This is a genomic window from Caballeronia sp. SBC1, assembly GCF_011493005.1.
Taxonomy (GTDB): Bacteria; Pseudomonadota; Gammaproteobacteria; order Burkholderiales; family Burkholderiaceae; genus Caballeronia.
Genome location: NZ_CP049156.1, coordinates 1,659,279 through 1,672,767 on the forward strand (window position 1 = coordinate 1,659,279; position 13,489 = coordinate 1,672,767).

At 60.2% G+C, this 13,489-nt stretch carries 11 protein-coding genes; 1 reads left to right on the plus strand and 10 read right to left on the minus strand.

Annotated elements, in window-relative coordinates; all coding sequences use genetic code 11:
* Positions 1–162: 162 nt before the first annotated feature.
* From SBC1_RS07365 to SBC1_RS07410, 10 genes are all read right to left on the minus strand, one after another.
* The gene (locus SBC1_RS07365) at positions 163–2,025 is read right to left on the minus strand and encodes a PhoH family protein (protein WP_165089704.1); all 1,863 of its coding nucleotides are present in this window, start codon (positions 2,023–2,025) and stop codon (positions 163–165) included.
* A 475-nt stretch (positions 2,026–2,500) separates the two neighbouring features.
* The gene (locus SBC1_RS07370; protein ID WP_165089708.1) at positions 2,501–2,962 is read right to left on the minus strand and encodes a peroxiredoxin; all 462 of its coding nucleotides are present in this window, start codon (positions 2,960–2,962) and stop codon (positions 2,501–2,503) included.
* Between the two features lie 392 nt (positions 2,963–3,354).
* The gene (locus tag SBC1_RS07375; protein ID WP_165089712.1) at positions 3,355–4,251 is read right to left on the minus strand and encodes a polysaccharide deacetylase family protein; all 897 of its coding nucleotides are present in this window, start codon (positions 4,249–4,251) and stop codon (positions 3,355–3,357) included.
* A 9-nt stretch (positions 4,252–4,260) separates the two neighbouring features.
* A complete protein-coding gene (locus tag SBC1_RS07380) occupies positions 4,261–5,310 on the minus strand; it encodes a bifunctional UDP-4-keto-pentose/UDP-xylose synthase (protein ID WP_165089717.1) in 1,050 nt (349 codons plus the stop codon).
* Positions 5,307–6,335 carry a formyltransferase gene (locus SBC1_RS07385; RefSeq protein WP_241202045.1) on the minus strand — a complete coding sequence of 343 codons (1,029 nt, stop codon included), beginning with the start codon at positions 6,333–6,335 and terminating at the stop codon, positions 5,307–5,309. Before SBC1_RS07385 ends, SBC1_RS07380 begins: the two co-directional genes overlap by 4 nt.
* A gap of 19 nt (positions 6,336–6,354) precedes the next feature.
* Positions 6,355–7,383: a glycosyltransferase gene (locus SBC1_RS07390; protein WP_165089725.1), complete on the minus strand. Its 1,029-nt coding sequence runs from the start codon at positions 7,381–7,383 to the stop codon at positions 6,355–6,357.
* Positions 7,384–7,483: 100 nt separating this feature from the next.
* Positions 7,484–8,647 (minus strand): DegT/DnrJ/EryC1/StrS aminotransferase family protein, encoded by a 1,164-nt coding sequence (locus SBC1_RS07395; protein WP_165987497.1) that lies wholly within the window; start codon positions 8,645–8,647, stop codon positions 7,484–7,486.
* Between the two features lie 112 nt (positions 8,648–8,759).
* Complete coding sequence (locus SBC1_RS07400; protein WP_165089731.1) at positions 8,760–9,131, minus strand: SMR family transporter; 372 nt, start codon at positions 9,129–9,131, stop codon at positions 8,760–8,762.
* Positions 9,132–9,249: 118 nt separating this feature from the next.
* Positions 9,250–10,923 (minus strand): glycosyltransferase family 39 protein, encoded by a 1,674-nt coding sequence (locus SBC1_RS07405; RefSeq protein ID WP_165089735.1) that lies wholly within the window; start codon positions 10,921–10,923, stop codon positions 9,250–9,252.
* 384 nt (positions 10,924–11,307) lie between these two features.
* Entirely contained in the window at positions 11,308–11,682 is a 375-nt protein-coding gene (locus tag SBC1_RS07410; RefSeq protein ID WP_165089738.1) for an Mth938-like domain-containing protein, read from the minus strand.
* 558 nt (positions 11,683–12,240) lie between these two features.
* Between SBC1_RS07410 and SBC1_RS07415 the strand changes: the two genes are divergently transcribed.
* On the plus strand, positions 12,241–13,479 hold the full coding sequence (locus tag SBC1_RS07415) for a pyridoxal phosphate-dependent aminotransferase (RefSeq protein WP_165089741.1): 1,239 nt from the start codon (positions 12,241–12,243) through the stop codon (positions 13,477–13,479).
* The last annotated feature ends 10 nt before the right edge of the window (positions 13,480–13,489 follow it).

Here is a 13,489-nt window from a genome sequence, read left to right on the forward strand (position 1 = left end):
CCCGTCAGACGGAGCTCAAGCAAGTTTTCTTGATAAGTCACTTGAGGTTTACGCTGTAAGTGTTGCTTCGGAGGAACGTGTTTTAAGGTCTAAAACACGATGAAAAGACGAAAAAAAGCCCGGCAAGCGATGCTTGCCGGGCTTTCAAAGCGCGTTGAAAATTTAAAGAATATCGGACGCGTAATCCGCCAGCCGTGAGCGTTCGCCGCGCGCGAGCGTGACGTGACCGCTATGCGTCCAGCCCTTGAAGCGGTCGACCACGTACGTCAGGCCCGAACTGCCTTCCGTCAGATACGGCGTGTCGATCTGCGCGATATTGCCCAGACACACGATCTTCGTGCCCGGACCGGCGCGCGTGACGAGCGTTTTCATCTGCTTGGGAGTCAGGTTCTGCGCTTCGTCGATGATCACGTATTTGTCCACGAAGGTCCGGCCGCGCATGAAGTTCATGCTCTTCACCTTCAAGCGTGACCGGATCAATTCCTGCGTGGCGGCGCGGCCCCATTCGCCGGCGGCGTCGTCGGTTTTTTGCAGGACTTCGAGGTTGTCGTCGAATGCGCCCATCCACGGCTGCATCTTTTCCTCTTCCGTACCCGGCAAGAAGCCGATGTCTTCGCCAACCGGAACCGTCGCACGCGTCACGATGATCTCGTTATAGCGCTTGTCGTCGAGCACTTGCGCGAGGCCGGCGGCCAGCGCCATCAAGGTCTTGCCGGTACCTGCCTGACCCAGCAGCGTGACGAAATCCACGTCCGGGTTCATCAGCAGGTTCAACGCGAAATTCTGCTCGCGATTACGCGACGTGATGCCCCACACGTTGTTTTTGTGATGGCTGTAATCGCGCAGCGTTTGCAGCAGCGCCGTCTTGCCGTTCAACTCGCGCACGATGCCGTAGAACGACGGTTCGCCGTTCTGCGGTTCGAAATAAACGAACTCGTTCACCAGCATGGACGCGCATTGCGGACCGGTCACGCGGTAATACGTCGTGCCCGTCTTGGTGTCCTGCCAGCTTTCCATGCCCTTCGCGTGCTTCGTCCAGAAGTCCGAAGGCAACGCGCGGACGCCGGAATAGAGCAGGTCCTTGTCTTCCAGCACCTGGTCGTTGAAATAATCTTCAGCGGGCAGGCCGAGCGCGTGGGCCTTGATGCGCATGTTGATGTCTTTCGACACCAGCACGACCTGGCGATCCGTACGCTCCTTCTGCAGCGCGCGAACCACGCCGAGAATCTGGTTGTCGGCCTTGCCAACGGGCAGGCCCTCGACCGGCTCAATGTCCGTCAGCGTGGTCTGGAAGTACAGGCGGCCGGTGGCATCGCGATTGCCCAGCGCGGACAACGGCAGTCCGGCGGCCATCTCACCGACGTGCGCCACGAGCGCATCCAGCGTGCGGCTCACCTGACGCGCATTGCGCGCGACTTCCGACATACCCTTCTTGTGGTTATCGAGCTCCTCGAGCGTCATCATGGGCAGATAGACGTCGTGTTCCTCGAACCGGAACAGCGATGACGGATCGTGCATCAGCACGTTCGTGTCGAGTACGAACAGCTTGCCGATCTCGTTTTCCGGCTGGCCACGCTGGCGGCGTTTTTGCTGGCCGCGCGGTTGAGCGGTTGCCACGGTCGCGGCCGGCGCTTCGGAGCGCGACGGCGTGCGCGCTTCGACCGGCGCGCGTGCGACAGCCGGTGTGGTTTCAACCTGTTCGGCCGGTGCCGCAGCGGGTTGCAGCAACGCCGCAGTTTGTTTCGTGCGGCGCGTGCGCGCGGCGGGTGCTGCGTCAGAGGCTTCTACCGCTGAGCCTTTCGCCGCGTTCGCAAGCGTCTCGCTTGCTATAGCGCGCAACGTATTGGCGGTGTTCGCGGCAGCAGGCCGCGAAGCGCCGACGCTGGCGCCAAAATCGGATTCGGTTTCAACTAGATCGCCGTCGCTTGCCTGCTTTTTCGATGATCGGGCAGGCCGGGCTTTGGCTTTGTATTCTTCAGACGGCAGGAGGTTGCCGAGCTTGACGGGTGCGGTAGGCAAAGGCATGGTTTTCCTCGATAGGATTCGGATCGTATGTCGTGCGTCGCCTGTCGCATCCTGCGTAGGTCTTTCGGGCCTCAGGCTTTCAGCCAAAAGGCCGGACGTCGATGCAGTTTGCGCCCGGAGACGCGCTTCGGTTTCGAAAACGCCGGTTCGCCTAGATTTCGATCGGCTCCTTGGAAGTTGCGTCCTGAAGAAAACGGGGATGAAACGCACGGACGGCGCGGGACGCCCAGGGCGCACACGCTGCGGGTGAGAGAGCGTCCGCAAACAAAAAAGCCGCCGTCCCGGACGATGGGACCAGCGGCTCGACAGCGCCTGCTTCAAAGCGCCTTTCAACTTCCGCCACGCCCCAGGATTGCAGACGTGGCGTGTAGCGGGACCCCGTGCCGGTCGCGGGGAAAACCGCGAAACACCGGACGCTACGCAAAGAGAAATGGAGGGAAGGGCAAGCGCTCATTGCGAACCAATATAACGTGCCTCAAAGCGCTTGTACAGCTTCCACAATCTGCTCAACGTGGCCTGGAACCTTTACGCCACGGAACTCCTGGCGAAGCACGCCGTCAGCGTCCAGCAGGAAGGTTGAACGCTCGATTCCGCGTACTTCCTTCCCATACATTTTCTTCATTTTGATGACACCGAAGAGCGTGCAAATAGCTTCATCGGAATCGGATACCAGCGTGTACGGCAGCTCAAGCTTCGCCTTGAAGTTGTCGTGCGATTTCACGCTGTCACGCGAGATGCCGATCACTTCAGCGCCCGCCTTCTTGAATTGCGCATAAAGGTCACGGAATTGCAGGCTTTCCGTGGTACAGCCGGGCGTGTTGTCTTTTGGATAAAAAAACAGCACGACTTTCTTGCCTCGCAGGGACGACAGCGAAAAGTCGCCGCCGGTTGCGGGCGCGGTGAAATCGGGAACGGGTTGATCGACTGCGATCGGCACGAAGTTTCTCCTTTGTCGGCCGGAGTTGGCGCTTCAGCGCTTACTCCGGCCCCATGCAAGTTTTCTGCGGTCGGCCGGAGTTGGCGTGTTGATCAGAATTGGCGCTTAAGTGCTTGCCCTGGTCCTATGCGCTTACTCCGGTCCCATGGTTGCTGTTATTGGTAGGCACCTGCCCGTGCGCCAGCTTCTGGTGAACGAGTACGTTAGAACGGTAGTGCGGATCCAGGAAGGGCTTGAGGCGTCCGGGCCAGGCTTGGTCTGGCTTGGTCATCCGCTTGCCTGGTTCAACAGAGCCGATCTGCCCGCCCATCCGCCCGAATTTGAGAAATAAGCCGCTCGGCCAAGCCCAGATCAAGCGTCAGACGCACGCACGCTTCAAACCGCCCAATGTGTCAATCCGGCTGGAGTATCAGCTCGCCCGCGCGGCCTGGAATCTCGCCCCACGCGACAGGGTACGTGGGCAGCGTCGCGCGGTCCAGCGTTGCATGATAGTCGCCCATCGTGCAGAAGCTGTGACCTTGTGCGCTCCACCCGGCCAGCAATTGCTCGAATACCGTGGCCAGCTTTTGTCCTTCCAGTTCGGCGTGCAGCGTGAAGACCTGGTCGTGGGCCTGCTTCGACGTGAGACCCAGCAAATGCGCAGCAACGTTGCTCACGTCAACGCCATCTACGCCGAGGACTTCATCCAGCGTAGGCAGCGTGGTGGGCATCTGGACGTGATTCAGCATTCGTCCGTCGAGCACCGGAATGTAGGGCGTGTGGCCACGCCCATCGGACGCGTACTTCATGCCCCACGCATCGATTTGTTCGAACGCGTAGCCGTTCATCTGCCAGCCCGCCGCGCCGTGCGTGACGGGCGGCGCGCCAAAGATCTCAACGAAACGCGCATGGCTGCGCTGCATCTGTTTGGCTGTCCACTCACGATTGCCGGCACGGACATTGTCCTGCCAGTACACGTGATCCCACGTGTGGATGCCGCACTCGAAGCCCGCTTCATGAATCGCGCGCATTTCGGCAACCGCGCGGCGGCCGATATCCGGCCCCGGCAGCAGCACGCCGTACATGAGCGTCTTGATGCCGTAATGCTCGACCACCGACGTCCGCGACACCTTCTTGAGAAACCCCGGGCGAAACACGCGGCGCAATGCCCAGCCGGTGTGATCGGGTCCGAGGCTGAACAGGAACGTGGCGCGGGCGTGATATTTGTCGAGCAGGCGCGCGAGATTCGGCACACCTTCGCGCGTGCCACGCAAGGTGTCGACGTCGATTTTCAGAACAATGCGAGCCACGCGCCGTCCTTAAGACTGATCTTCGACAAGGCGCCGCGCCGTGCCTACATCGCCGCGATAGGCTTCAAAAATCTTGCGCAACGCGTCGTCCATGGTCGCGACCGGTTTCCAGTCGAGTTCCTGGATGGTGTTGTCAATCTTCGGCACACGGTTCTGCACGTCCTGATAACCCGCGCCGTAGTAATCGCCCGACGACGTTTCCACGAGCTGAACCGTCTTCGCGCTTTCCGCGTATTCGGCAATCTCGTTCGCGAGCTTCAGCATCTTGTTCGCGAGTTCACGGACCGAGAAGTTGTTGCTCGGATTGCCGATGTTATAGATCTTGCCCGTCGCTACGCCGTTCTTGTTTTCGATGATCTTCATCAACGCGCCAATGCCGTCGTCAATATCCGTGAACGCACGCTTTTGCGCGCCGCCATCGACCAGGCTGATGTTTTCGCCGCGTACGATGTGACCCAGGAATTGCGTGACCACGCGCGAGCTGCCTTCCTTCGGCGTGTAGATCGAGTCGAGGCCCGGGCCGATCCAGTTGAACGGTCGGAACAGCGTGAAGTTCAAGCCTTCCATGCCGTAACCCCAGATCACGCGGTCCATCAACTGCTTCGAGCACGCGTAGATCCAGCGCGGCTTGTTGATCGGGCCGTAGCTCAGTTGCGATTCTTCGGGATCGAATTGCTCGTCGGTGCACATGCCGTACACCTCGGACGTGGACGGAAACACGAGGTGCTTACCGTATTTCACGGCTGAACGCACGATGGGCAGGTTCGCTTCGAAGTCGAGTTCGAAGACGCGCAGCGGCTGCTTGACGTAGGTGGCCGGCGTGGCAATAGCGACGAGCGGCAGGATCACATCGCACTTCTTGATGTGATATTCGACCCACTCCTTGTTGATCGTGATGTCGCCTTCGAAGAAATGCATGCGCTCGTGATTGGCGAGGTCGCCGAGACGGTCGCGTTGCATGTCCATACCGAAGACTTCCCAGTCGGTCGTCTCGAGAATGCGCTTGGAGAGGTGGTGGCCAATGAAGCCGTTGACACCCAGGATCAGGACTTTTTTCATGAATGAGGAAGTGATTGAGTGAGTCGGCCGAATTCGGCGGGACTGACGACGCGTTCGCCGCCGGCGGGAGTCTGGCTTTCGTCCACGAATGGTTGCCGTAGTTCACGGATGGCGACGACGCGGCGGTCGCCGCATACGCCAAACAGGGCATTATCCTTCACGTGCAGCCCAGGGGGCAAATTCGAGACCTCACGCAGGCTCTCGGTATTGACACCCGGCAGGCCGTTTTCGGGCACGAGGCGAGCCCGCGCGACAATAAACCGCGCCTGGCCGATGTCCGTAAAAGCCCCCGGATACGGCGGCGCGACGGCGCGGATCAGGTTGTAGACCTGCTGCGCCGTTTGCGACCAGTCGATGCGTCCATCCTCCGGCTTCCGGCCGCCGAAGTAGCTGCCTTTCGTGAGGTCGTTTGGCAAATGCGACGCTTCGCCCGCGATCAAAGCCGGCAAGACACGCCACAAGGTTTGTTCTGCGGCGACGGTGGTTTTGTCGAAGACTTGCGCGGCGGTGTCGTCGGGGAGAATGGGCACGGGTGTCTGGGCGAGGATCGCTCCGGCGTCGGGTTTTGCGGCCATCTCGTGCAGCGTCGCGCCCGTTTCGGTTTCTCCGTTCAACACGGCCCAATTGGTCGGCACGCGTCCTCGATACTTCGGCAACAACGAACCGTGCATGTTGTACGCGCCGCGCGCGGCGAGCGCGAGCAGGCCGACCGGCAGCATATGCCGGTAATAGAACGAGAAAATGAAGTCCGGCGCGAGTTCGCTGATTGCGTCACGCAGTTCGGGCGACTTGGGATCGGCCGGCGTGATGACCGTGATGCCATGATCCGCTGCGACGGACTTCACGCTGCCGAACCAGATGTTCTCGTCCGGATTGTCTTCGTGCGTGACAACCAGCGCGACCTCCACGCCGCGCGCGAGCAGGACCTGCAGGCAGCGCAAGCCGACGTTGTGATACGCGAACACGACCGCACGGGGCTTTGCGCGCGGAGCGTTTGTAGTGCTTGCAGGGCTTGTAGCAGTCACCGCCGGGTTCATAGCGGCCTCATAGGGGATCGACTTCGCGACTGATTGCTGCTACCGCTTCCTGACGTGGCATGGTTCGCGCAAGCTTGCCGTCCCGCTCTTCCAGGATGGTCTGCACCAGGTAACGCGGCCGTGCGCGCACTTGCTGATAGATGCGGCCAATATATTCGCCGAGCAGCCCAAGCGCGAAGATGATTACGCCGAGCATGAAGAACGTGATAGCGAACAGCGTGAACACACCTTGTACTTCCGCGCCGAACATGAAGCGTCGAACCAACAGCAGCACGAACAGGGCCGCCGACGCAACAGACAGGATCACGCCGATGAACGACAACCACTGCAGCGGCACGACCGAGAATCCGGTCACCAGGTCGAAATTGAGGCGGATCAGGCTGTACAGCGAGTACTTCGATTCACCCGCGAAGCGCTCTTCGTGTGCGACATCGATTTCAATCGGGTTCTGCGCAAACGTATAGGCCAACGCCGGAATGAAGGTATTGATTTCACCGCAGCGGTTGATGGTGTCAATGATGTGCCGGCTGTAACCGCGCAACATGCAACCCTGGTCGGTCATCCTGATGCGCGTGATGCGCTCGCGCAGCCGGTTCATCAGGCGCGATGCTTTCTTGCGCCAAAAGCTGTCCTGGCGTTGCTGGCGAATCGTACCGACGTAGTCGTAACCCTCTCGCATCTTCTCGAGCAGCTTGGCAATTTCCTCGGGGGGATTCTGCAAGTCGGCGTCGAGCGTGATGACGCTTTCTCCGCGCGATTGTTCGAAGCCCGCAAGAATGGCCATGTGCTGGCCATAGTTGCCGTTCAGCAGGATCACGCGGGTCGTATCCGGTCGCGCGCGAAACTGCTGGGCAAGCAATGCCGCCGACTTGTCGCGGCTGCCGTCGTTGATGAAGATCACTTCATACGTTGCGCCGAGCGCGTCAAGCGCGGGATACAGGCGGGAGAAGAGGGCTGCGAGGCCTTCTTCTTCGTTGTACACCGGGACCACGACCGTTAATTCGGGGCCGGTCGGCAGAAAATCCGTTTGACTCATGTTGACGATGGTTCCGCTAGATGTCCGGGGTGATAAATGTGGTTCTTGTTTTGCTGTGCCATCCATGTGGCGTGCCTGCCTGCGGTGCCTTTCAGATGCATTAGATCGCGTGCGCTGTGCAGATTTCGTTGACTGCATGCACGACGCGAGTCACGTCGTCCTGGGTCATCTGCGTGAACAGCGGCAGCGTGACCGTTGATGCGCCATATGTTTCGGCGTGCGGGAACATGCCTTCGTGAAATCCGCGTCCGCGATACAGCGTGAACAGGTGCAGCGCAGGGTAATGGACTCCCGTGCCAATGCCGCGTTCCTTCATCAGGCCCATGAACGCCGAGCGCGTAAGCGACAGGCGCTCGAGCGGCAGCGCGATCTGGAACATGTGCCAGTTGCTGTCGGTGAAATTCGGTACCGGCAATTGCACGCCCAGTCGCACGGCTGCACCGTTCGCGAAACTCTCAAAGTATGCGCGCGCCAGCTCGCGGCGTTGTTCCGTGAAGCGCTCTACGTGCTTGAGCTGGCCCAGGCCGACGCGGGCGGCGACGTCGGTGAGATTGTATTTGCCGCCGAGGAGATCGCAGTCCATGCCGTCAAAGCCGGTGCGCGTGATGCCTTGCAGCCGGTATTTTTGTGCGAGCACGGCTTCTTCCTCGTTATTCAGGACGAGCGCGCCGCCTTCGACCGACGTGACGTTCTTGTTCGCGTGAAAGCTAAACGAAATAATGTCCCCGAATGCGCCGATCTTCTGGCCGCGCCAGGACGATCCAAACGCCTGGGCCGCGTCTTCGATCACGCGCAGGCCATGCTCGCGCGCAATGCCGTACAGCCGGTCCATATCGACAGGCAGGCCCGACAGGTACACCGGCAAGATTGCCTTGGTACGCGGAGTAATGGCCTTTTCGAGCAGATCCAGGTCGATATTGCGCGTGACCGGGTCAATATCTGCGAACACGGGTGTAGCGCCTGTTTCAATGATCACATTGCTGGTCGAGACCCAGGTCATGGGTGTGGTGATGACTTCGTCGCCTTCGCCCACGCCCGCGATACGCAAGCCAATTTCCATGGTCGCCGTGCCGGAATTGAACGTGCGTACCGGGCGGCCACCGCAATAGGCGGACAGTTCGGCTTCGAACTGCTGGTTTTGCGGACCGGTCGTGATCCAGCCTGAACGCAGAACGTCGACGACGCCCTGAATCGTCTCTTCGTCGATCTCAGCGCGCACGAAAGGCAGAAAGGGAAGCGTATTAGAAGGCACGTTCTGGGTCATGGAATCTCTGCGAAGGAAAGGAACGGTGAGATTTTTGAAACACAGTCTTTGAAACACAGCGCCAGCTGGGTTCAGGCGCACTCAGGTGTGCCCGAGAGCCCGCCTGAGGCCTCTAGCCGCGCGTCAGCACCACGACGCCGATCAAAATAATGCCGATGCCTAGCAGTCGCTGCAATGACAGGACTTCGCCAAATAAATACCACGCCGCGAACGCGTTCACCACGTAGCCTAGCGAGAGCATGGGGTAGGCGATCGAGACGTCGACCCGCGACAATCCCACGATCCACACCACCACGCTGAACACGTAGCAGGTCAGTCCGCCGATGATCGGCCACTGCGTCGCGATCTTGAAACCGATAGGTACGATGTTTGCCGGGGTGAACTCGAAATGGCCCACGGCGTTCACGCCCGCTTTGAGCAGCAACTGCGCACCGGCGTTCAACATGACGCCGGTGATGATGCAAATGAAGGATATCGGGTTCATCGTGGGCCGTAATAGGGTTTTTTTAGCGGAGCGCGGCGAGGCGGTAAGGCTTCGTATCGTCTCCGGCTTTTATATCCGCTGGCGGCCGGTGCTCCGGTCAACGCGCGGCGCCATTGTTTCAAGGCTGCGGTTTTTCGACAATGACCCTTCGGTCGTCGCGAGCAATAACCTGCATGGGCACGTGTTTCGCCAGCAACTCGTCATACCGGCCAGGTGGAATCAGCGCAAGGCCGTAGCGTTCGGCGTCCCAGCGCTGGATCCACTCGTCGATGGTCGGCACCCATTTCTGGGGTTCCGTCGTGACTCCGAACTTCAGTTCGTCGGGTTCCTGGACCATGATCATGGTGTGGCCGAGATAGAACGGCATGGTGTGATCGAGCTTCGCGACAGAGTAGAAGGGCGTGTCGGCCGGCAATTTGGCCATGGCAGCTTTCACCGCGGGCACCAACTGTACGCCCGAGCTTTCGCGGCCGAACACATCGTGGCCGGTGCCCGCGATCGTGCCCATTAGCAGCCAGGCCGTTCCCAGCAGCACCACGCCACCGATCGAACTGCGCCGGTTCAGCCAGATGGCCGCCAGCGTGACCACGAAGGCCACGGCCAGCGCGGCGTACACCCAGACCTGAAATTCCCTGTACAGCGCATTGGGCGTATGGCCACCGCCCATCCGGCCCAAAAAGATCGCGCCAAAAGCCGCCACGACAAGAAACACGGCGTATCCGGTCAGGTGCTTATGCCATTGGGCGCGCGTGAGCAGGGGCAGGTAGATAGCGATCAGCAGCGCAATGGAAGGCGCGATCGGCAGCGTGTACGACAACAGTTTCGAATGTGACGCGCTGAAGAACAAGAAGATAAACGCCGACCAGACCAGGAGCAGCATGACCGGCGCGAAGCCGTTTGGCTGGCGCGGTACCTTCAGCGCATGCCGCACACTCTGGAACGTCACCGAGAGCCAGGGCAGGAATCCGACAATCAGCACCGGTACGAAGTAATAAAACGCACCCGGACGGTTCTGTTCGGGGGTGAGATACCGCTGGAACTGCTGCACGATGAAAAAGAAATTCAGGAACTCGGGGTTCTTGATCTGGACCAGAACGAACCACGGCGCGGCAATTATCAGGAACAGGATCAGCCCGCTGCCAATATAGAGCCGACGCCACAGCGCCCAGTCACGCGCGATCAACGTGTAGAGCACCAGCACCGCGCCCGGAAGGATCAGGCCGATCAGCCCCTTTGACAACAGCGCGAGCGCCATGCCGGCCCAGCAAAGCCACATCCAGAGGCGAACTTGGAGCGCCGGCAGGTTCGGACGCTGTGCTAGCAGCAAGCTGCAGAGCGTGAGTTGCATCCAGAACGACAGGCCCATATCGAGCGTGTCGAAATGGCCCATCAGGTTCCAGTACGGTGAAGTCGCGAGCACGACGGCCGCGCAAAACCCCGTTACGCTGTTGAACACCCGCGAGCCGGTGTAGCCGATCAGCAGCACGCCGGCAAAACCAGTCAGCGCGGTATAAAGGCGCGCCTGCCACTCGCCGATACCGAACCACGCGAACGTCAGCGCGTTCGCCCAGGTTTGCAGCGGAGGTTTTTCGAAATACTTGTACCCGTTGTAACGCGGTGTGATCCAGTCGCCGGTCACGAACATTTCGCGCGCCATTTCGGCGTAACGGCCTTCGTCGCTTGGGACGAGATGGCGCAGGCCCAGCGGCGCGAACCAGATCACGGCGAGTGCAGCGATCAGCAATAAAAGCGAGAGGCGGGTGAGCGGTAGCCGGTAAGGCGTATCGTTCATGAGAGTCGACCTGTCCGATGCCGCTTTAGCGGCGCTAGCAAAATCCATGGGGGGCTCGAGTTTGGCGCATTAAGGCTTAAGACCGGCTTACGGGACAAGTTTCGCCGCGTACCCGGTGACCGCCCAGCCCATGCAGGTTCCGCTGCTTTGACGAAGCGCACAAGCCAGCCAAACGGCCAGTCCTTGTGCCTTTGGCTGTGCGGCAAGCGGTCACGGGTCAGTGCGTCATCCGGCAGTGCGCAGAAAACAGGCGCCACCGATGCCGATACCCGTACCGACATCGACGCCGGGCGGCAGTTTATCGCACTGGCGCCCCGAATCCGCGTCCGCGCGTTGTGGCGGCGTTCGCGCCGGCATCCGCCAACTTGCGCCGGCGCGCCGGGATCACGCTTCGATCAGCAGCGCAGCCGCGACCCGGCGGCCTTCCGACATGAGAATGTTGTAAGTACGGCATGCGGCGCCGAAATCCATTGTCTCCACGCCAATGCGTTGCTGGGAAAGCTTGGCGACAAGTCGCGGATGGGGAAAACGCAGGCGCGCACCGCTGCCGAACACAACGACTTCAGGTGTCATCGCGATGAGCTCGTCAAAATCTTCGGGCGTCAGCGCCTCGAACGACGACACAGGCCACGCGATCACTGGCGCTTCCGGCATCACGATGATGCTGCCTTCATGGCGTTGCAGATTGATCGCGACGTAGTCGGCGCCGTAACTCGTGATGGTATTGAGCGCGCCGCTGGCTTCCTGGTGTAATTTCAAATCGATATTCCGACAGGCAAGTTGATGGCGAAGGGTGACTGCGCGAGCGGCCTGTGACAACCGGTTGGCCTGGCGCGCAATGCAGCTTTCATCGGCTCGCGTGCACTGGATGAAGCCAATGTGCACGCGTTTTGCCGGTGGCGCATTGCGAAAGTCACGGATAATCCGCTAAATTATAACTTTTCAGCCGCCAGCGGGTTGCGAGCCCGGGTGGCGCGATGCATCGCGTGCCGCCACAAGCTGCTTGCCGACACGCAATCGGGCGTTTTGCCTTGGCCTGATGGCCATAAGCTCACACGATTCCGCCCAAACCTGCCTCTATCCGACGCATTTTCGCTAGACTGCCTGTTCCGCGTCGCTACTCAGGGTTTCTGCGCGGTGTCCAGTCCGTTTGAGGTCTCGCTTTGACGTGTTTTCGGGCTCCGGGTTCGAAGCGCCGGGCGAAGACACCGGCGTGACCCGCGCTGCATTGAGTCCGCGGACCGGACTTGTCAATTTTATTTGCCGGTTTTCCTGATCCAGAGCCTGATTTCCAGTAACCCAGTGAGCTTTCCCGCCGTGAAACCGATTCTAAAATCCAATAAATTGCAGAACGTCTGTTATGACATCCGCGGTCCCGTGCTTGAGCACGCGAAGCGGCTGGAGGACGAGGGCCACCGGATCATCAAGCTCAACATTGGCAACCTGGCCTCGTTCGGCTTCGACGCGCCGGACGAGATCATTCAGGACATGATCCGCAACCTGCCGACCTCGTCGGGTTATTCGGACTCGAAAGGCGTGTTCGCCGCGCGCAAGGCGATCATGCATTACAGCCAGCAAAAGGGCGTGGCGGGCGTTGAGCTGGACGACATCTACATTGGCAACGGCGCTTCCGAGTTGATCGTGATGGCCATGCAGGGCCTGCTCAACGACGGCGACGAAGTGCTGCTGCCCGCCCCGGACTATCCGTTGTGGACGGCTGCGGTGAGCTTGTCTTCCGGGACGCCGGTGCATTATCTCTGCGACGAATCCGCCGACTGGATGCCCGATCTCGACGACCTGCGCTCGAAGATCACGCCGAACACGAAGGCGCTCGTCATCATCAATCCGAACAACCCGACCGGCGCGCTGTATTCGGACGAACTATTGCTTGAAATGATCGAACTGGCGCGCAAGCATGGCCTGATCATTTTTGCCGACGAGGTCTACGACAAGATCGTCTACGACGGCCGCAAGCACACGGCGGTGGGGGCGTTGTCCGAAGACGTGCTGACGGTCACGTTCAATAGTTTGTCGAAGAGTTACCGTGCTTGTGGGTATCGCGCGGGCTGGATGTTCATCTCCGGCCTGACGGGTGAAAACCGCCGCATTGCCCATGACTATATGGAAGGGCTCGGCATCCTGGCCTCCATGCGCCTGTGCGCGAACGTGCCAGGGCAGTACGCCATCCAGACGGCGCTGGGCGGTTACCAAAGCATCAACGACCTGATCGTGCCGGGCGGCCGGCTCTTCAAGCAGCGGGAACTCGCCTACGACATGCTCACCGCCATTCCCGGCGTGAGCTGCGTGAAGCCGCAGGCCGCGCTGTACATGTTCCCGAAGCTCGACCACAAGATGTATCCGATCGTCGACGATCAGCAGTTCATTACGGATCTGTTGCTCGAAGAACGCACGCTGCTTGTGCAGGGAACCGGCTTCAACTGGCCGGCGCCCGATCATTTTCGCGTGGTGTTCCTGCCGAACGTGGATGATCTCGCTGACTCCATCAACCGTATCGCGCGCTTTCTCGATGGCTATCGAAAGCGTCACTCTGTCTAAAACCTCTCTT

Bases quoted from the DNA above. Each gene is read 5' to 3' on its own strand.
- SBC1_RS07365 (WP_165089704.1), bottom strand. From the start codon at position 2,025: ATGCCTTTGCCTACCGCACCCGTCAAGCTCGGCAACCTCCTGCCGTCT.
- SBC1_RS07380 (WP_165089717.1), bottom strand. From the start codon at position 5,310: ATGAAAAAAGTCCTGATCCTGGGTGTCAACGGCTTCATTGGCCACCAC.
- SBC1_RS07390 (WP_165089725.1), bottom strand. From the start codon at position 7,383: ATGAGTCAAACGGATTTTCTGCCGACCGGCCCCGAATTAACGGTCGTG.
- SBC1_RS07395 (WP_165987497.1), bottom strand. From the start codon at position 8,647: ATGACCCAGAACGTGCCTTCTAATACGCTTCCCTTTCTGCCTTTCGTG.
- SBC1_RS07400 (WP_165089731.1), bottom strand. From the start codon at position 9,131: ATGAACCCGATATCCTTCATTTGCATCATCACCGGCGTCATGTTGAAC.
- SBC1_RS07405 (WP_165089735.1), bottom strand. From the start codon at position 10,923: ATGAACGATACGCCTTACCGGCTACCGCTCACCCGCCTCTCGCTTTTA.